Raw genomic sequence first — 21,086 nt, 5'->3', positions numbered from 1 at the left:
ATGAACCCTGTACCTACCCATATATTCCAACAACGTATATCAATTAGAATTTTCAAATTATTTAACGATTGATTTAGCAATTCTGAATCCGATATCATCTATATAAAAGTCAGGCATACTCTTTCGACGACAAGTAGCTCCACATCCTCGTTCTTCTTCTGCCCAACTTCCTCCACGAATTATTCTGTAATTACCAAATGTCTCTTCATCGTATAAGTCCCAGCACCACTCCCAAATATTCCCAATCATGTCATATAAGCCCCAATCATTAGGCTTTTTTTTACCAACTTCGTGTACTTGTTCGTTAGAATTATCTTTATACCAAGCGATTTCATCAATTTCACCATACCGATATCCTTTTGATTTTGCCTTACATGCATATTGCCATTCAGCATCTGTCGGTAAACGAAAACCATTATTATTATAATTGCAAATAACTGATTTACTTTCATTATCAAAATAATAAAACTTGTCGTAACCAAGTTTATCAGATAATAAATTACAAAAATTCACTACATCTATCCATGAAACATTAACAACTGGTTTTTGAGCCTCTGTTGGTGTAAGATATTTCTCCCCCGTAATAATGGCATAAAGTTCTTCTGTCACCGTATATTTGGATAGATAAAATGGCTTGATTTCAACATCCCAAATAACTTCCTTTAAATTTTTTCTAATACCCGGCATTCCAAATTTATAGTTTGAACTAATCCATTTTTGTTCGTTTCGAAAATCTCGTAGGCTGATTTCTCCTTCAGGAATATACACCATTAAATCTTTTAAGTAGTCATTTAAGTTAGCTAACATTGTCCTCTCCTAGGTCTTGAGTTAATGTTTCTAGACACAAATTCCATATTAAGACATCTTTTAAGGATTATTGTTTAAGTATTTCTTCACAATGTTATACCAATATTAACATAAATATCCAGTTTTGTTTAGAAGTATTCCACAAGTTAAAAACTTCTCTTCAACTCTTCTGCCCCTATAGCATCATAACAAAGAGTCTTCCCCCTTTATTTAAGGAAAGCTCCCTTAGCTGAATAACTTTCTTTAAAATTTTAATGGTTTCCAATTAGGGTCTTTTACGTCTTTCTCATTAGGCTTCCTTACAAACTCAATATATCTTTCTTCACAACCCCCAAATACAACATAGTTTTTTTGTGCTTGCCTTAAAGAAGGGATATTTGCACCGCCCTCATAATCGGAGTCACTATACTGAACTCCATCATCTTCCCAAAAACAGATACTACAAATATCATAAGTTCCTGGCGGTTCTTCATCTAATGTTTTATAACCACAACAAGGACAAGTATATTTCATACAATCACCCCAATACTTAAGTATAATAGCTTCACCGTTTTTAGACTTAACACTAAGCCCTTCCCCTTTTGTTAATTTTGCTCTAGACTTTAATTCTCCAAATTGAGTAAATCTAATCTTTTCGCTATACTCCTGGGTTGCTCTTAATGTTAACCTTTCTTGCCTGTTTCTAAGACCTGTTACGTAAAGAAGGAGTGAGTATGCCTAACAAAATAAATCATTATTAGCACCTCATTCACTTCCTTGCTTCTTCTTCTTTTCCTTTGCAAAAATATAAAACAAGTACAATCCAATGAGGCTATAAGTAATGAACATGCCAATGATTAGCTTACTAGATTCAGATAGCGCCGTTTCCTTAAGTAAAATATCTGGTAAGAACAGTGCGAGTAAAACAACTGGAATAATGATCGTTTTGCTCCATATGGAGAAGGCGATGATGAGTATGAATACAACGCTCCCCAACCCAATACTGCCGATTTCTCCAAAGTTGACGATCGGTGTGTCTATCATTGTATCCAAAAATAGTACTAATAGATAAAACAGCATGCTAACGATGATTGGTAACGATAAGATGATTATTTCCTTTGTGACGGATGTCTGTTTTCTTGATGTATATTTAAATACAATGGAAACACCCATAATAAATAGCAAGGTATAAACAATGATTCCTATGATATTAAATAGACTATAAGCGAGTACTCCGTTATCAAGTAAATCTCCGAATATGGTAAAAGCAATCGGTCCCAGCAAGACAAGTGGAAAGTACTTTGCCCATGACGCAAGATCTGATTTCATTTCACCTGAAATACTCTCCATATATGCACTTGGGGAGTCTCCTACAATTTGGTCAATCGATTTACCATTTGCTTCTGCTTCTATTAGATGATCTTCGAGTTCTGTAGTAATCTCCTTAATTTCGTTGAGGTTTTTTCCACTTGACAGTAAATAGATATGCAAGTCCTCAAGAAATTTTCTACTCTTCTGTGTTAATGCCATTTTTTCCACCTCCACTATTCCATTTCTTTTTTTAGGACGGCATTTACGCTTTTCTCTAGCTGTTGCCACCTCAGGATAAATTCTGCTAATGCCTGCTTGCCTTCTTTTGTAAGAGAATAATATTTTCGCTGTGGTCCAGCTGTCGATGCTCTGCGAACTGAAGTGACTAATCCTTCTCTTTGCATACGCATGAGTAACGGATAGATCGTCCCTTCACTCACGGCATCAAAGCCATAATCACCTAGCCGTTCAGCCATTTCATAGCCATAGCACTCTTTACCATCAATAATCGCTAACAGACAGCCATCGATAATTCCCTTCATCATTTGTGTTTGCGACATTTCTATTCCACCCATTTCACTATCTTCTTTTACAAGGTATAGGAACAGTATAAAAGATACTATCTTGTAAAACAAGGGTTATATTATTTATTTTTCAATAAAAGCGTCTCTAAATCAAACGTTTGTTAAACAATTACCCTTTTTCCCTCTATCTATACAGATATCAATTGGATATTATATTACAAAACTTGGGCTATCGTATCTAAATGAAAAATTAGGTCCTTCTGACATTTATTCATAACCAATAGAACGATACACTTTTAGTACGTTCAATTATTAAAGGAGATGAAGGATATGAATGGAAAGAAAAAACGGTACCTCAGTGTGGCGATACTTATGACTGCCATGCTTATGGCTCCAGGTGCAGCATTCGGACATGGTTATGTCGAGCAACAACCTTCTCGTGCCCTTCTATGTGCACAAGGTGCCAATGAAAATTGTGGCAGAGTTCAGTATGAACCACAATCAACCGAAACAACAAAAGGTTTTCCTGAAGCAGGTTTAGCAGATGGCCAATTTGCTTCAGCCAATGGGATATTTCCTGAATTGGACGAACAATCCGAAACGCGATGGGCAAAAGTCGATATGGATGCAGGGGAGCAAACATTTACATGGCATTTAACTGCTGCTCACTCAACCGCCAAATGGCATTATTACATAACAAAAGAAGATTGGGACCCTAATGCACCCTTAACGCGGGATCAATTTGAATTAACCCCTTTCTATGAAGAAAATGATTATGGGGCAGTCCCAGGCTCAACCGTTTCACATGAAGTAACCGTACCTGAGCGTGAAGGCTATCATGTGATCTTAGCTGTATGGGATGTGGCGAATACAAGTAACGCCTTTTATCATGTGATTGATGCCGAATTCTCTGGTGAAAATAATATACCTACACCCGAACCTGATCCTGAGCCAACACCTGAACCGGAAGAACCAAGCACAGACCCAGAACCCGAAACGCCTATTGAAGGCGATACTTGGCAGACAGACACTATTTATGTAGAAGGGGATCGTGTAATTTATAACGGTTTAACATATGAGGCACAGTGGTGGACAAAAGGGGATCAACCTGGTATATCGAGTGTGTGGCAACTCATCAGCGAAGCGGAAAACCGTGAATGGAATAGCGAAGTCATTTACTATGGTGGTGACCAAGTACTGTTTAATGGGCAACTTTTTAAGGCTAAATGGTGGTCAAAAGGGGACGTGCCAGGTGAATCTAGTGTCTGGGAAGAAATTTAAGTAGGTGAATCACTTATTGCTCTCCTAATTATACAAGAGAAGTTGTGTGGGCATTTCTCATTTGCCCACACTTCTTTTTTCATTTGGCGAAACCGCCTATGTGGACATCTCATTCCTCTTATCTACCAGCTTGCACCGTCTCTCTTCCTTCATTATGGGAGGATCCTTATAATGAAAATGAAAAGAACATAAAGACTAACCACTATCCACGCCCATATTCTCCTAATTCCAGCTGTATATTGAAGACCTATACCCACGAGGATAAGTTCCCATATAAAGAATACTTCGAGTAAATGTAGCGGACTTGACACGTCACTGTTAAACAAATAACCAATACTTGTTACCTTAATTAAGCCATCACTACCAACTAGGGCTTGAATAATGACATTCAAGACATCACCAAAAGTCGTTACAATGACAATATATGTATACATGGAAAATAATTGTGTAAAGGTTGCACCTGTTTTGACCACTTTTGTTATGACCCAAATTATTAAGCTCACAACTGTTATAAAAAATATGGGACCAAATAAACTGGCAATAGAGATTGGTACGATACTTAGCCACATACCTCCCATTTCATCCAAACCGACTTCAGAAAATATACTGGATTCTACGTAAAATGCACCGAAAAACATATGAATAAAGGATAAAATAAAGACAATAAATAAGGCACTTTTCACCTTTGGTGTTTGCTTTAACTGTTTAAAGAGCATAGACGGCTCTGATACTAGTGATTTTAAATCGTTCCACATCACGGTTCCTCCTCTAACAAAAAGAAGTGCAGCTTATCTACTACACTTCTTCTAATTATTCATAACGCAATGATTCAATAGGGTCGAGCTTTGATGCTTTACTTGCAGGTAATATCCCAAAGATAACACCGATTAGCATAGAGAATAGCATGCCTCCAGCAATGACTTGCCAACTCATGAGAGACGGCCAACCCGCAAATAGACTAATTAATGTTGTCACACCCCAACCAAGCAGAATACCGACTACACCACCAATGAAAGTAAGTGTAATTGACTCTATGAGGAATTGAGTTAATACTTGCTGTCTCGTTGCGCCTAACGCTTTTCTTATGCCAATTTCACGCGTACGCTCTGTGACAGAGACAAGCATGATATTCATGACGCCAATTCCACCGACAAATAATGAGATCCCGGCAATACTACCAATAATCATCGTCATAATTGTTGTGACCTGACCGAGTCCTTCAGCGATTTCTTCCATATTTAACACTTGGTATGCTTCTTCCGTGTTATAGCGACTGTTCATTAGAGAGGCTGCTTTCTCTCCTGCCTGCTGTAAATCATCTGCCGAATCAGTCTGTAATGTCACTTGCGATATATCACTACTGCCATAAATCGTTAACCAAGTCGAACTAGGCAAGTATACTTCCATACTACCGAAGGAGAAAATCCCTGTTGGTTTTTCTAGCACACCAATAATTTCAACCGGTTGAGCACCAAGGCGAATCACCTCACCCACTGCTGCTTCTCCTTCAAATAGCTCTTCCTGAAGTGATTGACTAACAATAACTGCCCGTTTTCCACTTAAGAAATCTGCTGTTGTAAAACCTCTTCCATCTGATAGATTTAACGGGTTCAATTGAAAATAAGATTCGTTAATCCCCATTAAAGTTGCTTCTATCTGCTGATCTCGAAACTGAACAGGGCCGAATTCTAAGCTTGACGCAACGACCCTTTTCACTTCATCAATTTCCTCTAAAGCGCGAATATCCTCTTGTGAAAAAGCCGAGGCATACAATGCATTGGGATTGGCCATTATCTCTTCATCTGATGGTTGATAAAATAAATCAACCGTATTTCCCGGGCCTGTGAGTTGTGATTTCAACATGGCTTCCCCGCCCTGGCCAATAGCAACAACAATAATAACAGAGCCAACACCGATAATGATCCCTATCATTGTAAGAATGGAACGCAGCTTATGTGCCATTAACGAACTAAGTGCCATTTTTATACTTTCAAGAAGGCTCAAAGTCATCGCCTCCCTACTTGGCGCTCATTTTCGACAATGATTCCATCGCGGACGAGAATTCTACGACTCGCATAAGCGGCGATTTCCGGTTCATGTGTTACCGTTACAATCGTAGTACCTTCTTTATTTAGTTGGGTAAAGAGTTCCATAATATTTTCACTCGTTTTTGTATCGAGCGCGCCAGTCGGTTCATCAGCCAAGATCAACTTCGGTTCGTTCACAAGTGCACGGGCGATGGCTACCCGTTGCTTCTGTCCGCCTGATAACAAACTCGGGAGCTGTTCCATCCGGTCTTCTAAACCTACCTTAATGAGCGCCCGCTCAGCTTTAGCTATTCTTTCCTTCTTATTCAGACCACTATAGATCATCGGTAGTTCAACATTTTTTAAAGCCGTCAGCCTTGGTAGTAAGTGAAATTGTTGAAAGACAAAACCAATGGACCGATTTCTAATTTTCGCTAGTTCCACTTCAGAATATTGCGATATATCTTCACCGTCTAGTTGATAGGTTCCATTCGTCGGTCGGTCTAGACAACCAATAATATTCATTAATGTCGATTTTCCAGAACCAGACGGTCCCATAATTGCGAGTGACTCTCCATTTTCAATCGTTAAGTCAATGCTTTGTAAAATATCGACCATTTCATCGCCTATCTGGTAAGATTTTGTGATTTCTCGTAAATGAATCATTCGACTTCCACTTCCAAGCCATCACTCAATTCATCAGAAGGATTAGTAATCACATCATCTTCAGCAGTTAAACCATCTAATATCTCTATCTTTTCACCAGTGGCAACGCCTACACTCACGTCTTGACGATGAGCTTTTCCATCTTTTAAAAGATATACATAAGATTCACCATCGGCAGATAACACAGACTCAGATGGGACAGTAAGTGCCTTCTTACTACTTGTCTCCACTTCAATAATTAATTGGAATCCTGTGCGCAGTTCAGTAATATCATCTTCAATTTCAACTGTCATTCCATATTGCGCTGGGGTCGCTTCACCAGCAACAGACTGGTTGTTTTCATCTGGCATTAAACCGATGAAATTAACCTTCCCCTTCCATTCTTTATCAGATAATACATCTGTCCGAATTGTCGCTTTCATCTCTTTCTCGACCTTTAAAGACTCAAATTCTGATAAAACCCCTCGGGCTACCATTTCATCCGTATTACCAATATGGATGACTGGCTGCTGAGTCATTGAATCCGTTGGTTGGTCTTCATTCACTTGTAAAATTGTTCCGTCTAATTTACTTTTTATCTCTAAATCTTTTTGTTGTGCTTCTATTTCTTTCTTTTCTAGAAGTAACTGACGAACATCTAAATTTGCCATTCTTAAATCTAATTGCAGTTGATCTCTTTCCGGTGCTATTTGCTTAGTGGCTTCTTTTTTGCCGACTTGATCACGCAATTCCTTTTCTTGGTCTGAGAGTCGATCTAATTGTTTGTCCACTTGATTGATGCGTAAATAACCAGATTCAATCTGTAAACTCAACCTTTCAAGCTCCATCGCCACTCGTGTATCATCATACTTGGCGACAGCTGTACCTTTTTCAACAGCATCGCCTTCCTTTACAAGGATTTCAGCAATTTCTTCGCCTTCTACACCAGGATACACTTTCTGTTCATTTTTCAAAGATAATGTACCTGGTACAATTAACGTATCTGTAATTACTTCATTCTCAGCATTTGCAGTCGTTACAGACGGTCCTTTCGCAAAAGCTTGATGATAGACGCTTGCGCCTATCATCACCAAAACTACACTTACCACTCCAACAATGATCCAAGTTTTTTTCTTCATATTTATCTTAGACCGCCGTAGAAGTAACTAATGCGAAAATCATACTAATAATAAAGAAGGCAATGGCCACACCGTATGCAACACCTTTACTTAATCCCGCCACTTTATGCAAACCTAAACCGACAAGGATTGTTTGCCAGATGGAGAAAACTTCAATACTCGCCCAAACACTCGTAGCTTCTGCATTTAATACAGATGCTAAACTCGTCACATTTAACTCTGGGTTGCCACCAATTATCATACGAATGACACCATTCAAGATGAGTCCAATGACACTGATAACCAGAATGTATGTATTCATTGAGAAAAGCTGCTTAAATGACACATCAGAACTGGCAATTTTACAAATTAATAGATAAATAGCTGAAGAAATTAATACCGTAAAAATGGGTGTAATGATGCCCATAATTACAAACCCAATCAGTGAAATCATATACACCATGTCTTGCTCAGCTGAAGATAACTCATCAATTCCAAGATAAGCCGGGTCCATCGATAAAGCCATAATAATCATACCGACCGTAAATAATAAAGTTACGAATAATAGTGGTACCCAAATTTTTGGACGTTGCTTAATCCGCTCAAATTGCTCTGATGGATTGGCAATCATCCCAAATAAACGCGGTTTCTTTGGTTCCTCCACCTCATGCTTTAATTCAGCTTCCATAAAAAAATCTCCCCTTTTTATAAACTTGCTACAATAATGTATACGTGGTGGCAATTGTAAAGTTTCATTTTTTTGGTAAATAATTTTAATAAGGACGCTGAATATTAACCGATGTTTCGCTCATATCATTAGCAAAGAAATAAAATTGAATAGAAGGAGATTGAAATGGAGTGGAAGATAAGAGAGAACGCTTAAAAGAAGAGCCATTTAGTTTTCAAATAATGAAAAATCAATCCGTTGTGATTTCCTACAACCATAAAGTCATAAAAACAATCAATGGAAAAGAAGCGGCGAAGTTCATAAATAAGATCGAGAACGAAGAGGGAAACATTCAATTATTGTTGGCAAAACTCACTGGTAACTTTAAACGAGGAAATGAAAGGTTGAGTAAGGAGCATCCAAAACAGCAGTAGGGTAACGCCTTTTTTAGGGTGCCTGATGAGATGTTTCATCAGGCACTCTATTTGAAGGTGAAGCTTACTAATATAGAAAAGCTTGATTCGAGTACATGAGTTTTTTGTGGCGCTCTTATTTTTCATGCCTAATTTGAGACCGCCGTATCTAGTTTTACGATGGCCTCAATGTGCCATTCTGATTTGAGAGTCCGCAATTCACTTCCATGTAATACTCTTAAACCGGATCCCCCGTGCAAGAGCAATGTTTCACATTTTCACATAAAGACATTCAACCTCATTATTGCTCATCATAGTATTCCCCGGCAGTTTGCTCAGCATTGAATGTCCAATTTACACGAAGTTGATCACCTTGAAATTGATTTTGATCTTGTCCATTATCAACAAATTCGAATAACACAAACATTTTTTCTTTCTCCCCTGCTAAGATACCATCGGGTATTTGTCCACCGCCAACGAATGTATCGATAGCCGTTAAGTCTGGCTCTGTATTCGATAATTCTGCCAAGGTAGTTTCGACAACAGGGACTGTTGCGCTGCTTGTATTGTACATAATTGTTACTTTGATATGTTCAGCGAAGTCTTCTACATTATCCCCATTTGCATCCACTACAGAGTAATCTGTTTGTAGCAGAACTTTATGAATATCTAATGTACCATTATTCTCTAAAGTGAATTCTCGATAGATTTCATCACCTGGCTTGATATTATCAATATTCACAACAAAATCCGGATTTACAGCTAAATCTAGTGTTCCTGCTGCAAAAGTATTTTCAGTGGCAAAACTATCACTAAAATAAGCATAAGTCCCTCCGGTAATTAATGATAATCCAAGTGCAGCTGTCATCAGATTCTTTTTTGTTAACTTAAAATTTAACCCCATGTAAACATTCCTCCTAATATATGTTTCACTTCCCCTTAGTAGAGAAGAGAATTACTGCGTATATACCTCTTTTGGTTTTCTCTCCCCTGGTTGCACAAAGGCAGAGAAGAGTAAAATGATGCCTGGAATAATCATTAATAATGCGGCTCCTGCTTTTGTTTGTGCGGTATGCAGAACATAGCCTAGATAGGGGATAGTCACACCTGCATATTCCCCAACCACATGATGTGCCGGGACTTCCCATCTATCAATAGCGTCATTATTATCACCTTTAGTCTTATACGTAATTGCCCCATCTTTTAAAGATGTTTCTACTATTCTATGTGTGATAAGGATCTCATCAAGTTTGAAAGTAATAATATCTCCTGTTTGATAGGTTTGATTTTCTTCTGTTCTGTTAATCGCTATCACTGAACCTGTTTTAAATAATGGCTCCATTGATCCAGAAAGCACTGTTTTAACCTGGTATCCAAAGAGATTGGGTTCATTACCGGTGAATCGAGCAAAAAGCATAATAAATAATAAAACACAGATAAGCAGAAATAGTAGATTACCAATTAAGCGCAGTGTCCATTTTGCTAGACTTAACAATATGAATGACTCTCCTTTCATAAAAAACTTCATCGTTTTTCTCTGCTACCAATAATATAACTGAAATATCTGATAAATAAATTGGGTTATTTTTATCTGTAAATAGACCTAATAAAGCGTGCGATTCCTATAGAAGATGATAGAGTTGAGAGTCCAAAGTCGCGTTTTATTAACCCAATCGCTAACATATTGACGTAGTATTAAATTTTCAGAATAATTGTAATTGTTTACAGAAAATGAATATGAGGTGATTGTTTTGAAGAAGAAAAATTTTACTAAGAAAGTGATTTTACCCACTGCATTAGCCTTGTCCGTCACATTCACGGGGTTTTCTCCATTGTCCACATATGCAGCGATTCAAACAGAGACCAATGAAGTCATCTGGCAAGCACCGAAAGGATTAAATAAAGAGGAGGTTGTACAAGCTTATTTACAGGACCAATTAAAAGATCAGCCCCAACCTAAAGCGCGTTCAAGTAAAATGAATGTGAATCAATTTAAGATCATTGATGAACAGGTTGATAAACAAATAGGAACAACTCATATGAAAACCGTTGAGCAAATTAACGGGGTCCCAGTTTACGGCTCAGGCCAAACAATTTCACTAGATGAGAACTTAAATGTTTATGCTTCTATCGGAGAAGTAAATAACGAGTTAGTAAAAGTAAATATCAATACAACACCTACTATTACTAAGGAAGAGGCAGAGTCTCAGGCGAAAGCTGCGATAGAAAATGAAATTGGTGCGATAAAAGATTATGATGGCATGGAAACAGATCTGATGGTATTTCCAAAGAATGATGAATACCATCTGACCTATTTAGTTAAAGCCTCCACTTCTATTCCTGAGCCTGGTTACTTCCATTATTTTATTGATGCGCATACGGGTGAAGTACAACATCACTTTAATGCCCTTCATTCTGCGGAGCCGGAAACAGAAACTGTCAGTGCTCGTGGATTAGACTTATTAGGAAAAATGCAAAATTTCAATGCGACAAAGAATATGGAAACGGGTAAAACCCATTTATATTCATTAGAAACTGTCAAAAATCGTTCAGTACCCATTCATACGTATGATGCACAAAGAATGGGTGAAACGCCTTTTATCCTTTTGTCTGCCTTACTAGGATTTACAGGTTTTGAAGTAGAGACAGCGTCTAACTTCTTCTACGATCCAGCAGCTATTTCTGCCCAACAAAACTCGATAAAGGTAAACAAATACTATCAAAACGTACATGATCGTAATAGCTTAGATAACGATGGTATGAAGATTATTAGCACCGTGCACATTGGTGATAAGTGGAATAATGCAGCGTGGAACGGGAAACAAATGCTTTATGGAGACGGTGATGGTTCATACTTCAGTTCACTAGCAGGGGCACTTGATGTTGCAGGACATGAAATGACACATGGCGTGATAACAAATACAGCTAATTTAACGTATGAAGGTGAATCAGGCGCACTAAATGAATCCATTGCTGATATTTTCGGTGTGTTAGCAGAGAATCATTCCAAAGCCGAAGAAGATAAAAATTGGGTAATAGGGGAAGACGTATACACTCCTAATATCCCAGGTGATGGAGGGCTTCGCTCCCTAGAGAACCCGAAAGACAACTCACTTCACCCGAACTATGGGATGAAAGATGATGCTTATCCTGACCATTATGATGATCGCTATTTAGGAGAGTTAGATAAAGGTGGCGTCCATATTAATAGTAGCATTAACAATAAAGCAGCCTACCTTATTGCAGAGGGTGGAGAACATTACGGTACCACTGTTAATGGAATAGGATCAGATAAATTAGGCAAAATTCTTTATAAAGCATTAACAGTCTATTTAGTACCATCATCTAATTTTACCGAGATGAGAGAAGCTATGGTGCAATCTGCACGTGATTTATATCCTGATAGAAATGGAGAACCTTCCGCTGAAACAGCTGCTGTAATGGCTGCTTACGATTCAATTGGAGTATTAGAATAAACATTGAATCTTGTGTACTGAGGTAATCATAACGAACAAACACTATGAATAATAGTCTTTGTTCGTTTTTTTGTGGAAATGGCTAGCGTTCAAAATTCGTTGTGCCTTAGGGCCATTCTAGGATCCCACTCATATTTGGGGGTTTTTCTGGATTTATGGACTAAACCTACGAATAGCTCACACAACCTCTTTGTCTGGCTTTCGTTTCCGGATTTGAAATTCGAATAACATGCAAAACGCTTTTGCTGTTCGGCTTCCATTTCGGGTTTTTCCTCTGAGTTGACCAATCTTTTTTCTATCTTTTCTGCGTATACACCTCTTGGATGTAATTACCTACCTTTTCTTTGCTCTCTTTTGCGCGTATATACCTAATGCACGCAGTTCTTTACCTTTTCTTACTCTTTTTTGCGTGTAAACCCCTCTTTCATGCAATTCTCTATCCTTTTTTACTCTTTTTTGCGCGTAAACGCCTCTTGCACGCAATTCTCTCTCTTTTTTTACTCTCTTTTGCGCGTAAACACCTCTTGCACGCAATTCTCTATCCTTTTTTACTCTCTTTTGCGCGTAAACACCTCTTTCATGCAATTCCCTCTCTTTTTTTACTCTCTTTTGCGCGTAAACGCCTCTTGCACGCAATTCTCTCTCTTTTTTTACTCTTTTTTGCGCGTAAACCCCTCTTGCACGCAATTCTCTATCCTTTTTTACTCTTTTTTGCGCGTAAACCCCTCTTGCACGCAATTCTCTATCTTTTTTTACTCTTTTTTGCGCGTAAACACCTCTTGCACGCAATTCTCTCTCTTTTTTTACTCTTTTTTGCGCGTAAACCCCTCTTTCACGCAATTCTCTACCTTTCTTTACTCTCTTTCGCAACGCGTATACAAGACTTGCGCTCATTCTCAGCTGTGTTCCTCCTGTTTACTATTTTCTTGTTTATAACCTAAGAATATTTCTGTACGCCTATCAGACAAAACACCCATTAAAGTTAGAATATTAAAAATAATATACCAATTCAATAAATCTATATTACAATTGTATACATTACTAATTAAATAGATCTAGGGGGTAAGTACCATTGTCAGTAGGCCATATTATTAAATTTTATAGAGAAAAAGAAGGTATGACTCAATCACAATTAGGTGACGGTATTTGTACCGCAACACATGTGAGTAAAATTGAGAATGGTAAAACCGATTATTCATTAGAAATTATTCAATTGTTTTCGCAAAAGTTACAAATTGATTTACAAAAAGAAAGTGAAAAGTTCGAGGAAATCGAAAAAACATTGCATTCTTTCAATGAAGCTTTGATCTTGAATAAGATTAAACAGGTAGAGTCTTACCGAAGAATTTTAAATAATATACCGTACTTACTATCTACAAAGTATGCCTATTTTTATCAACTGGTAATGTTACGATATTGGTTCGTAAAGGAAGAGAAAAAGGAGATCGATGCCCTCTTAGGTTCTTTAGACAAGGTAGAAGCATGGATGAATCCTTATGAAAAAAACTTTTTACTTCATATGAAAGGATGGCATCTCATCCGCTATTCTTCTAAAAAAGATGATCATTATGAAGCCATCGCTATTTTCAATAAAATCCAGATTGCCTATTACCCAAATGAGGAATTCTATTATCATTTAGCACTTGCTTATCAATATGTAGGCAGACAAGTAATGGCATACATGTATGCAGAAAAGGCATTAAAATACTATAAAGAAATCAATAATTACGCTGATGCAATTAAGGCGGAGTCCTTATTGTTATTACACATATCTGAAGACCCTTATATCGATGTGAAACCTATGTATAACCGATTAATTTATGCGTGTGAATTAATTAATGATAATGACAAAAAAGGGATGTTACTGAACAATCTTGGAAACACGCTTCTCAAAAGAAAAGAATATAATGAAGCTTATCAATACCTGAAGGAGTCTATACGCCTATGTAATAAAAAAGGGAAAGTCTACATTCATCGCCTTTTCAATTATATTCTCGTTGCAGTGGAAGGCCATTTAAGTAGTAAAAAAACCTTAAGAAAAAATATTATCGAAGGACAAAGAATAGCACTAGAACTAAAAGAAGATATTTTTATACACCTTTTTAAATTATTGGAGTATAAATTAGAAGATGAACAAGACAAATACCAACTATATTTAGCAGAAAAGGCATTCCCATATTTCAAAGAACATCAACACTTTGCCTTAATGAAATCATCTTTGAAGGAACTAGTCGAGATGAATCAAATGAATTCTTCCCCTCAGTTAACAAGTGAATTATTAGAAGAAGCTGTTCAGCTTATATAATTTTCAACTGGCACTATAACTGTAAAAAGTTTCATCCCCTGGTATCCTTATCAAGCTGCACGACAAACAAGAGATTGAAAGTTTTAATAAACAAAGGAAATGAAGTTTTTTAAACGAATACCTAAAAAGATAAAAATATACAACACATCTATTCCATATAGATCATTTTGTAGAAAGTGAGACCCCCATTATCTTTCTATTATTCGAAAGGAGTTTGAAGCATTCTTGCATAATCCAATTTGATTTACCCCTACAAATCCAACTTTAGACGAACAAAACTTGGGGGAAATAATCATGTTTCGAAACAAAAATTTTGCTTTATTTGTATTCGGGCAGTCTCTTGCGAATATAGGGGATATTCTTTATATTACATCTATCATTAGTATGATGTATCAATGGACAGGGTCAAGCTTTTATACAGCATTTGTTCCTTTTACGATAACATCAGCTATGTTTCTATCAAGTTTGCTTTCACCGCTTGTGATGAATCGTTGGAACTTAAAATGGTTACTCACCTTTTCACAAGTGGGGAAAACGATCATTATTACCCTACTTACCCTCCTTGTAACTGAAATGGTTGCTGTACCGTTGATCATTGTCTTTATACTCATTGCTGGCATCGGGTTGCTCGATGGCTGTGCGAATCCGATCAGCCAAACATTGATTCCTCATTATGTTAAGAGTGAACAATTAGTGAAAGCAAATGGGTTTTTCGATACGATAACACAAATCATTCAAGCTGGCATGTGGTTCATCAGTAGTTTGTTGCTCATTCGTATTGGCAGCAACAGCTTATTGTGGGTAGTGATTGGTTTATTCTTCTTATCTAGTTGTTTCCTTTCTTTTTTAAACAACGTACAAAGCTCAAACGAAAAACAACCGTCTCCGTTTGCCGAAATGAAAGAAGGTTGGCACATCCTGTATCGAGCACCGATATTGCGAAAAATGGCCTATATTGAAGGGCTTGATTCCATCGCTGCTACAGTATGGATCGCTGCTATTCTCTATGTATTTGTGAGTGAAAGGCTACAAGCCGACCATCAATGGTGGGGCTGGATAAATGGCGCTTTTTTCCTTGGGCTCATTCTCGGCAGTCTGTATTGTATGAAGTATGCAAATTTAGTAGAAAACAAAATAAGAAAGGTGTTTATGCTCGGGGCCATCGCAGCGTTTTTTAGTACATTCTTATTCGCTTTGAATACGCTACCCGTTCTTGCACTTATCCTTGCCTTTTCATTTGGTGCTTCTATGCAAATAAAAGGCATACCGCAACATACAATGATTCAAACGAGTGTGTCACTTACACAGTTATCAAAGGTCTACGCCGCACTAGGCGCTTTGGGCACAGGTATTTTCGCCCTTTCCTCTTTACTGATGGGATGGCTCGCTGAAACATTCAATGTTCAGCATGTTTTTCTCCTATCTGCCGCTTTAATGGCCGTGATAAGTATTTTAATAAAAGTTAATCAACAGGTTTTTGTTAAAGGAAATGTGAAACAAACGTAAAAAAGAGGGGGCGGACATCCGCTCCCTTTTTCACTATTTTAGGGGTATCTTCATCTCATCAAGCTGTAGTGGGATATTCGCACTCAAGGAGCCTAAATTTACACGGATGATATAATCGTCTTCATCACCTTTTATTTCATAAGTGCTACGGAAATGAAGGGCTCCTTGATCGATTACTTCTGTTTTGTGCTTCATTGGTGCCTCATAAATATCCTTTCTCTCCTTCTCTACTATAGTAATATCGTTTTTAGCAAAATCTTTATAGAAGGTAAAATCACGACCGAATGTCTCTCCTTGATTTATTTGATAATCGAAAGTGACTTTCCCTTTATGAACTTCCAACTTATCAATTTCGACTGAAAAAGCCTGACGCTTTGATGCTATTTTAAATGGTAATTTGTGTTTTAATGATATAAATTGATCAGGTGTTGATAATCGGACAAAGGGTTGTAGAATTAAATCGTCCTCATTAAGCCGTTCTAGAATTATACTTCTCCCCTTCACTATAAAACGGCCATCAGCCACTCCCCTTTGTATACTATGATCAATAGATATTTCAATCGGTTTCCCACTATAATCGGATGCATTTAATTCTACAAAATCATGTTGCTCATCTTTTGGAAAAGTAGCTGTGTAATCAATAGTAGTAGAGGCCTTTCCCTTTATGACAGAGTCAATATGTAATTTCATATCCAATTTCTCATCTGTGACACTTTTGTTTACTTTCACTGTTTCATAAGGTAATTGTTTGATCGGCACATCAAATTTCCAGTTACCTTCTTGTTCACCAACGCTAAGAAAGGCCAAAGGAAAAGTAGTTTCTTTTGGAAGCTCTTTTTTGGGGTAGGGAAATTGAATATGACCAATATACCGTTCACCATCTTTCTTCATATGAACGAGTTCTTGACTTTCTGCTATGTTCTCATCTCCGTCAAAAATTTCATATAATGCTTGAATCTGTTCCTCCTTGCTATCCATACCTGTGACCGAAAATACCGCTCCAACAATGGTTCCATCATAATAAACTTCATTCATCTCGATACCAATACCGTGTTGTGTAGACGTTTCATGTAATTCAGTTACCAACCCTTGAGATTGTAAGCTCCTACCAACCGAATCATTAAATGTGGCATAGACATTACCAATTAAGGGAATTTGGGCCATAGCCTGTGAAAAAGTAGGAGAAAGAAAACTAGTAAACAATAAAATAATAGCTGCGACTGATGATAATATAACGACACTTTTTATTCGGGGTTGAGATTTACGCTTTTTTTGTTGAGCTCGATATTTACCTACTTTTATCGCCTGCTTGAGAGAATCCTGCGGTACTTCTATATCCTTATAAGCTTCTAGGTATTCTTTTTCCTTCATCATAATAATCCCCTCCTAACTTTTCCTTTAACTTTTCTTTCCCTCTGCGTAAATACGTTTTAACTGTTCCCTCGGGTATTTTCATTACTTTTGAAATTTCATTTATTGTTAGGTCATGAAAATAAAAGAGAATAATAGCATGTTTTTGCTTTTCTTTTAACGTTCGAATAACATCTAGTAAATCTAGTAATGCCTCTGATGTTGGTTCGTGCTGCTGCTTAAAAATCTCATCAGTCGCTTCAATCCTCACTTCCTTGTTCCGCTTCTTTAATACGCTGTAAGCACAATGGATCAAGATTCTCGTTAACCATGTGAGGAAATACTTCTCCTGTTTTAATTGTTCAATAGCAATGAAGGCCTTATAGGAAGCTTCTTGCACGACATCAAGGGCATCCTCTCTATTTTGCACATATAAGTAAGCAGTCCGGTACAGTTGGTCACTATGTATAAGCAACAACTCTTCTAAAGATTCCATATCTCCTTTTATTGCTCTTTTAATTAAGCTACGTTCATCCAACCTTTTTCCTCCTCTCTTTGCCTATTAGAGGAATGCCTAGGTCAAAAAGTTTCAATAAAATGAGTACTTTTATAAAAAAACAGGAAATAAAAACGGACAAAGTAAAAACATTGTCCGCATATCTCTATCAATTTAAACCATAACCGCTTGTACAAATAAAGCAAAGACAACAAATAAATGAACAACCGCCAATATCCCAATATATAAACCATTTAGCGGAAAGAATAATAAGTGAATCAAAATAAGTAAAAAGCACTCCACTGCAAACAAGATAACGTCAGCCCTATTCGATTGGCTAGCTTTTTTTCATTCCTTACTCTTCCCTCTTTATAACCAGCGATAAAACTGACACTACCCTTACGTTGAATTAATACACCAATGACCACTAAAATACTACAAAGGAATAAAGCAAGAATGATCTCCACCAACCTATGTGACCTCCTACCTTCTATCTATTTTTTAAAAAAATGTATAGGAAAAAGTTTAATTCATGATAAATGAGCCTAAATAGAAACTATATATTTTTGCTAGGGAGTGTGCATATATCGTGTTTGATCTTTTTGATTGGCTTAGACTTTTATTATCTGCCATTATCATTTTGCCATTAACAACAATCGTTCGAGAGTTTGGGTATTACCTAGCAGCGACCATTTTAGGGAGCAAAGAAAAGAAGTTAGTGATTGGAAGTGGGCCGGTATTATTTAAAATACCTACTATCGAAGTGAGAAGATACTTCTTTATGAATAGCTGGATGGAGTATGAAGAATTAAATCCGAGCGGGCGCTTTTGGCATGGGTTCATTTATGCTTCTCCTATTTTAACGACAGGTGGTTGCGCGATTATTGCTAATTCGCTTGTATTAGAAGGGGTCTTACCAAATAATATTTTCTGGCAAACATTTATCTTTTATTGCTTTTATTATGTATTTTTTGATATTGTCCCTGTTTATTTGCCAGATGGTCAACCTACTAACGGTCGGGCGATTTTTGACCTTATTTATTACGGGGAGCGCTCCGATTATTTAAGACAGAAAAATAGCCAAAGTAATGAGCAACGAGCTTACACTGATGAACAAGAAGAAACAATGGAGAATAGGGATCGAGATGAAAAAGAACATAGTGACCATACCCAGCCTTAATAATTTCTTTAAGCTGAAACTGAATCTATCTCACTGTTTTCTTCACGTTTACTTAGTTGATGATAAAAAATATTGACCGCCGTGAAATAAATCACAGCACCCATTACCAAAAATATAATGAGTTGGATAACCTTTTCTTCTTTTAATAAATGTTCTGTATGATAAACAAATTGTAATTGCTCGTTCAATGAAATGGGAGAGGTAAATATCGATAAAATAAAACCTAAAATAACGAAAATGCCATAAATATTTAAAGCAAACCTTATCGTTAATTCTTTTTTATCATACACGTTTACCTGCTGTTCCTGTGGTCTTGTGCCCATTTAACCTCCCCTTTCATTCATCATGATTAACACTAGAAAGAATATAAAGAAGCATATCGGTAAAAGAAAACTTAAAAGCGCTGTCTTCGTTTGATAGTTTTCCTGCTTCCTTTTTAACAAACGATCGATAACAAAAAACAACCATGCGGCAATTAAACTAATATGTAGGAGAACGAGTCCAAATATAGTATGGAAGAGAAAGGTAAGGATGATAGCTAACTTATTTTTCTTTTTAGCAAGTAAACTGGCAAGCCAATCACTAACGAGAGAAGTCGCTATTCCATAGATATAAATGACTGGAAGACTATACATCATAACAAACCCAAGGAATTCTATGAAATAGGAATGATCTCCTACTGTAGAAATGAGAGTTAAGGTCAGTGGATAAAGCACGCTTGTAATGGAAGCCGCAATCAATTTTCGTCGAAACATATTGCCACCTCTCATGCAATTGGATACCCTAATTATAACATAATTTTGAAAACTATATGAATTTTACCATTATGAACTTGCGATTCGATCAAGCTTTTTCAATCCCGATTGTTCAAACTCATTGGCTTCCATCTTTAATCGGTTGATGTCATCCTGTTGATCTAATCCCGTTTCTAAAACTTCTTTCTCTAATTGATGTACCTCCGCCTTTAATGAGAAAGCTGTAGAGAGGTCGGCACTCGCCCCTTCAAAGACGGATAACATACTTTCAGTTAGATTTTCAGGTGGCGGATATTGGCTGTATAAACTTGCTAGCTTCGTTGCCTCTTCATATAAAATTTCTAGTTCCTTTAACATCTCTTCTGCTTGATTATCTTCCTTTGCTTCTTCATATGCCACTACATGAGTTTGATAAGACGATTGTTTAGCTAACATTTCTTCCTTAAATTCTTCGAAAGCAGATTTCTTTGTGCATCCGAAAAGTAAAACTATCATGAAAATGAACAGACTATATTTAAGCTTCAATTGTATCCCCCTTTGGCAAAATATAAGTACTACAGCTCCAATGCGTGTGATGAATCATTCCGTGCCACTGTCGTTTTTCTAACTCTCTAGCAATGAGGCGATTGAATATGCCATGTCCGACTAAACAGATCGATCCTTTTTCTCGCGCTTCATTTATGAGAACATCAGCCGCGGCAATAGCTCTCTCTTTAGCTTCACGATAAGACTCACACCCATGCTTGGCACCTAAAAACCATGCGATTCTTAAAAAGAGTGTCCAATGATTTGGCTTTAACCTTATAAACTTACTTAAGTAAATATGAGGAAGCTCTGCCTCCCGAAAAAGAGCATCAGCTGCATAATTTTGATTGCCAGCTAAATGATGAAGAGTCGCCGTCGCACGTAACAAATCACTCGTCAGCAATGTATGTGCTTTTTTGATTTTTTCGATAGTCCATGCTGGATAGCGTTCCATTGGTTCGACTCCGGATTCATCATAAACTTCTATCCACGAACGATACCCAGCTCCATCTATTCGTTTATTCTCTTTATGAATGGAGGCGCCATGCCTGATTAAGTTAATTTCCATCCTTATCACTTCTCTTTCCTTGCCTAACTCTACCTATGTCCACCTTCTCATAGGGATCATTCGCATAGTTAAAGCCTCTTATTAAAAAGTTAAATGATACATTCTCTTCTTAAAAATATTCTATTTAGTAAACACAAATTCCTTTTCTTTTTA

General features: G+C 37.2%; 25 protein-coding genes. 6 read left to right on the top strand and 19 right to left on the bottom strand.

The annotated features are described in order from the left end of the window. Nucleotides 1–57: 57 nt before the first annotated feature. The 4 genes from LG276_RS03690 to LG276_RS03675 form a co-directional block, all read right to left on the bottom strand. Nucleotides 58–807, bottom strand: a complete 750-nt coding sequence (locus LG276_RS03690) for a formylglycine-generating enzyme family protein (RefSeq protein WP_404293553.1) — start codon at nucleotides 805–807, stop codon at nucleotides 58–60. 243 nt (nucleotides 808–1,050) lie between these two features. Then, nucleotides 1,051–1,320, bottom strand: coding sequence for a CPCC family cysteine-rich protein (locus LG276_RS03685; RefSeq protein WP_322910168.1), 270 nt, complete (start codon nucleotides 1,318–1,320; stop codon nucleotides 1,051–1,053). 231 nt (nucleotides 1,321–1,551) lie between these two features. Then, nucleotides 1,552–2,316, bottom strand: a complete 765-nt coding sequence (locus LG276_RS03680) for an HAAS domain-containing protein (protein ID WP_404293551.1) — start codon at nucleotides 2,314–2,316, stop codon at nucleotides 1,552–1,554. Nucleotides 2,317–2,330: 14 nt separating this feature from the next. After that, entirely contained in the window at nucleotides 2,331–2,657 is a 327-nt protein-coding gene (locus LG276_RS03675; RefSeq protein ID WP_095370623.1) for a PadR family transcriptional regulator, read from the bottom strand. A 294-nt stretch (nucleotides 2,658–2,951) separates the two neighbouring features. Here LG276_RS03675 and LG276_RS03670 point away from each other — a divergent pair, with 294 nt between their 5' ends. Continuing rightward, nucleotides 2,952–3,902 carry a lytic polysaccharide monooxygenase gene (locus LG276_RS03670; protein ID WP_251163228.1) on the top strand — a complete coding sequence of 317 codons (951 nt, stop codon included), beginning with the start codon at nucleotides 2,952–2,954 and terminating at the stop codon, nucleotides 3,900–3,902. Between the two features lie 152 nt (nucleotides 3,903–4,054). On the opposite strand, the gene LG276_RS03665 is transcribed toward LG276_RS03670, so the two are convergent. Genes LG276_RS03665 through LG276_RS03645 form a run of 5 tightly spaced genes read right to left on the bottom strand, consistent with a single transcriptional unit; the run spans nucleotide 4,055 to nucleotide 8,380 of the window. Beyond that, nucleotides 4,055–4,657: a YIP1 family protein gene (locus tag LG276_RS03665; RefSeq protein WP_404293548.1), complete on the bottom strand. Its 603-nt coding sequence runs from the start codon at nucleotides 4,655–4,657 to the stop codon at nucleotides 4,055–4,057. 55 nt (nucleotides 4,658–4,712) lie between these two features. Beyond that, on the bottom strand, nucleotides 4,713–5,906 hold the full coding sequence (locus LG276_RS03660) for an ABC transporter permease (RefSeq protein WP_289432843.1): 1,194 nt from the start codon (nucleotides 5,904–5,906) through the stop codon (nucleotides 4,713–4,715). A 2-nt stretch (nucleotides 5,907–5,908) separates the two neighbouring features. Continuing rightward, a complete protein-coding gene (locus tag LG276_RS03655; protein WP_404293546.1) occupies nucleotides 5,909–6,595 on the bottom strand; it encodes an ABC transporter ATP-binding protein in 687 nt (228 codons plus the stop codon). Next, complete coding sequence (locus LG276_RS03650) at nucleotides 6,592–7,713, bottom strand: efflux RND transporter periplasmic adaptor subunit (RefSeq protein WP_404293543.1); 1,122 nt, start codon at nucleotides 7,711–7,713, stop codon at nucleotides 6,592–6,594. Before LG276_RS03650 ends, LG276_RS03655 begins: the two co-directional genes overlap by 4 nt. A 7-nt stretch (nucleotides 7,714–7,720) precedes the next feature. Continuing rightward, complete coding sequence (locus LG276_RS03645) at nucleotides 7,721–8,380, bottom strand: Yip1 family protein (protein WP_095370628.1); 660 nt, start codon at nucleotides 8,378–8,380, stop codon at nucleotides 7,721–7,723. Nucleotides 8,381–8,601: 221 nt separating this feature from the next. Between LG276_RS03645 and LG276_RS03640 the strand changes: the two genes are divergently transcribed. Further along, a complete protein-coding gene (locus LG276_RS03640) occupies nucleotides 8,602–8,793 on the top strand; it encodes a hypothetical protein (RefSeq protein WP_224939011.1) in 192 nt (63 codons plus the stop codon). 280 nt (nucleotides 8,794–9,073) lie between these two features. On the opposite strand, the gene LG276_RS03635 is transcribed toward LG276_RS03640, so the two are convergent. Continuing rightward, nucleotides 9,074–9,676 (bottom strand): TasA family protein, encoded by a 603-nt coding sequence (locus LG276_RS03635; protein WP_224938951.1) that lies wholly within the window; start codon nucleotides 9,674–9,676, stop codon nucleotides 9,074–9,076. Nucleotides 9,677–9,727: 51 nt separating this feature from the next. Next, nucleotides 9,728–10,288 carry a signal peptidase I SipW gene (gene sipW, locus LG276_RS03630; protein WP_404294378.1) on the bottom strand — a complete coding sequence of 187 codons (561 nt, stop codon included), beginning with the start codon at nucleotides 10,286–10,288 and terminating at the stop codon, nucleotides 9,728–9,730. 235 nt (nucleotides 10,289–10,523) lie between these two features. Between sipW and LG276_RS03625 the strand changes: the two genes are divergently transcribed. Beyond that, nucleotides 10,524–12,248 carry a M4 family metallopeptidase gene (locus LG276_RS03625; RefSeq protein WP_404293540.1) on the top strand — a complete coding sequence of 575 codons (1,725 nt, stop codon included), beginning with the start codon at nucleotides 10,524–10,526 and terminating at the stop codon, nucleotides 12,246–12,248. A gap of 333 nt (nucleotides 12,249–12,581) precedes the next feature. Here the strand turns inward: LG276_RS03625 and LG276_RS03620 are convergent, their stop codons facing one another. Beyond that, entirely contained in the window at nucleotides 12,582–13,142 is a 561-nt protein-coding gene (locus LG276_RS03620; protein ID WP_404293538.1) for a hypothetical protein, read from the bottom strand. 178 nt (nucleotides 13,143–13,320) lie between these two features. Here LG276_RS03620 and LG276_RS03615 point away from each other — a divergent pair, with 178 nt between their 5' ends. Together LG276_RS03615 and LG276_RS03610 are read left to right on the top strand one after the other, a co-directional pair. Then, the gene (locus LG276_RS03615; protein ID WP_404293535.1) at nucleotides 13,321–14,553 is read left to right on the top strand and encodes a helix-turn-helix domain-containing protein; all 1,233 of its coding nucleotides are present in this window, start codon (nucleotides 13,321–13,323) and stop codon (nucleotides 14,551–14,553) included. A gap of 294 nt (nucleotides 14,554–14,847) precedes the next feature. Next, a complete protein-coding gene (locus LG276_RS03610; protein ID WP_404293533.1) occupies nucleotides 14,848–16,059 on the top strand; it encodes an MFS transporter in 1,212 nt (403 codons plus the stop codon). Between the two features lie 33 nt (nucleotides 16,060–16,092). Here the strand turns inward: LG276_RS03610 and LG276_RS03605 are convergent, their stop codons facing one another. The 3 genes from LG276_RS03605 to LG276_RS03595 all read right to left on the bottom strand — a co-directional run bounded on the left by LG276_RS03605 (nucleotide 16,093) and on the right by LG276_RS03595 (nucleotide 18,375). Continuing rightward, nucleotides 16,093–17,433 (bottom strand): DUF4179 domain-containing protein, encoded by a 1,341-nt coding sequence (locus tag LG276_RS03605; RefSeq protein ID WP_404293531.1) that lies wholly within the window; start codon nucleotides 17,431–17,433, stop codon nucleotides 16,093–16,095. After that, a complete protein-coding gene (locus tag LG276_RS03600; RefSeq protein WP_251163242.1) occupies nucleotides 17,399–17,947 on the bottom strand; it encodes a sigma-70 family RNA polymerase sigma factor in 549 nt (182 codons plus the stop codon). Before LG276_RS03600 ends, LG276_RS03605 begins: the two co-directional genes overlap by 35 nt. A 236-nt stretch (nucleotides 17,948–18,183) precedes the next feature. Then, on the bottom strand, nucleotides 18,184–18,375 hold the full coding sequence (locus LG276_RS03595; protein ID WP_404293528.1) for a hypothetical protein: 192 nt from the start codon (nucleotides 18,373–18,375) through the stop codon (nucleotides 18,184–18,186). Between the two features lie 119 nt (nucleotides 18,376–18,494). Between LG276_RS03595 and LG276_RS03590 the strand changes: the two genes are divergently transcribed. Beyond that, on the top strand, nucleotides 18,495–19,085 hold the full coding sequence (locus LG276_RS03590; RefSeq protein ID WP_224938959.1) for a hypothetical protein: 591 nt from the start codon (nucleotides 18,495–18,497) through the stop codon (nucleotides 19,083–19,085). A gap of 8 nt (nucleotides 19,086–19,093) precedes the next feature. On the opposite strand, the gene LG276_RS03585 is transcribed toward LG276_RS03590, so the two are convergent. The 4 genes from LG276_RS03585 to LG276_RS03570 all read right to left on the bottom strand — a co-directional run bounded on the left by LG276_RS03585 (nucleotide 19,094) and on the right by LG276_RS03570 (nucleotide 20,933). Then, nucleotides 19,094–19,408, bottom strand: coding sequence for a hypothetical protein (locus LG276_RS03585; protein ID WP_404293525.1), 315 nt, complete (start codon nucleotides 19,406–19,408; stop codon nucleotides 19,094–19,096). After that, on the bottom strand, nucleotides 19,409–19,840 hold the full coding sequence (locus LG276_RS03580) for a hypothetical protein (protein ID WP_404293522.1): 432 nt from the start codon (nucleotides 19,838–19,840) through the stop codon (nucleotides 19,409–19,411). 69 nt (nucleotides 19,841–19,909) lie between these two features. Beyond that, the gene (locus LG276_RS03575) at nucleotides 19,910–20,365 is read right to left on the bottom strand and encodes a hypothetical protein (protein ID WP_341104486.1); all 456 of its coding nucleotides are present in this window, start codon (nucleotides 20,363–20,365) and stop codon (nucleotides 19,910–19,912) included. After that, nucleotides 20,355–20,933, bottom strand: coding sequence for a histidine phosphatase family protein (locus LG276_RS03570; RefSeq protein WP_404293520.1), 579 nt, complete (start codon nucleotides 20,931–20,933; stop codon nucleotides 20,355–20,357). Before LG276_RS03570 ends, LG276_RS03575 begins: the two co-directional genes overlap by 11 nt. Between the last annotated feature and the right edge of the window lie 153 nt (nucleotides 20,934–21,086).

The sequence above is a fragment of the Cytobacillus kochii genome (assembly GCF_044790165.1).
In the GTDB taxonomy this organism is placed as follows: Bacteria; Bacillota; Bacilli; order Bacillales; family Cytobacillaceae; genus Cytobacillus; species Cytobacillus kochii.
This window is presented reverse-complemented; position numbering and strand designations above follow the sequence as displayed.

Bases quoted from the DNA above. Each gene is read 5' to 3' on its own strand.
- sipW (WP_404294378.1), bottom strand. From the start codon at position 10,288: ATGAAAGGAGAGTCATTCATATTGTTAAGTCTAGCAAAATGGACACTG.
- LG276_RS03645 (WP_095370628.1), bottom strand. From the start codon at position 8,380: ATGGAAGCTGAATTAAAGCATGAGGTGGAGGAACCAAAGAAACCGCGT.
- LG276_RS03640 (WP_224939011.1), top strand. From the start codon at position 8,602: ATGAAAAATCAATCCGTTGTGATTTCCTACAACCATAAAGTCATAAAA.
- LG276_RS03635 (WP_224938951.1), bottom strand. From the start codon at position 9,676: ATGGGGTTAAATTTTAAGTTAACAAAAAAGAATCTGATGACAGCTGCA.
- LG276_RS03570 (WP_404293520.1), bottom strand. From the start codon at position 20,933: ATGGAAATTAACTTAATCAGGCATGGCGCCTCCATTCATAAAGAGAAT.
- LG276_RS03650 (WP_404293543.1), bottom strand. From the start codon at position 7,713: ATGAAGAAAAAAACTTGGATCATTGTTGGAGTGGTAAGTGTAGTTTTG.
- LG276_RS03675 (WP_095370623.1), bottom strand. From the start codon at position 2,657: ATGTCGCAAACACAAATGATGAAGGGAATTATCGATGGCTGTCTGTTA.
- LG276_RS03665 (WP_404293548.1), bottom strand. From the start codon at position 4,657: ATGTGGAACGATTTAAAATCACTAGTATCAGAGCCGTCTATGCTCTTT.
- LG276_RS03610 (WP_404293533.1), top strand. From the start codon at position 14,848: ATGTTTCGAAACAAAAATTTTGCTTTATTTGTATTCGGGCAGTCTCTT.
- LG276_RS03685 (WP_322910168.1), bottom strand. From the start codon at position 1,320: ATGAAATATACTTGTCCTTGTTGTGGTTATAAAACATTAGATGAAGAA.
- LG276_RS03620 (WP_404293538.1), bottom strand. From the start codon at position 13,142: ATGAGCGCAAGTCTTGTATACGCGTTGCGAAAGAGAGTAAAGAAAGGT.
- LG276_RS03670 (WP_251163228.1), top strand. From the start codon at position 2,952: ATGAATGGAAAGAAAAAACGGTACCTCAGTGTGGCGATACTTATGACT.
- LG276_RS03690 (WP_404293553.1), bottom strand. From the start codon at position 807: ATGTTAGCTAACTTAAATGACTACTTAAAAGATTTAATGGTGTATATT.
- LG276_RS03655 (WP_404293546.1), bottom strand. From the start codon at position 6,595: ATGATTCATTTACGAGAAATCACAAAATCTTACCAGATAGGCGATGAA.
- LG276_RS03580 (WP_404293522.1), bottom strand. From the start codon at position 19,840: ATGTTTCGACGAAAATTGATTGCGGCTTCCATTACAAGCGTGCTTTAT.
- LG276_RS03585 (WP_404293525.1), bottom strand. From the start codon at position 19,408: ATGGGCACAAGACCACAGGAACAGCAGGTAAACGTGTATGATAAAAAA.
- LG276_RS03605 (WP_404293531.1), bottom strand. From the start codon at position 17,433: ATGATGAAGGAAAAAGAATACCTAGAAGCTTATAAGGATATAGAAGTA.
- LG276_RS03680 (WP_404293551.1), bottom strand. From the start codon at position 2,316: ATGGCATTAACACAGAAGAGTAGAAAATTTCTTGAGGACTTGCATATC.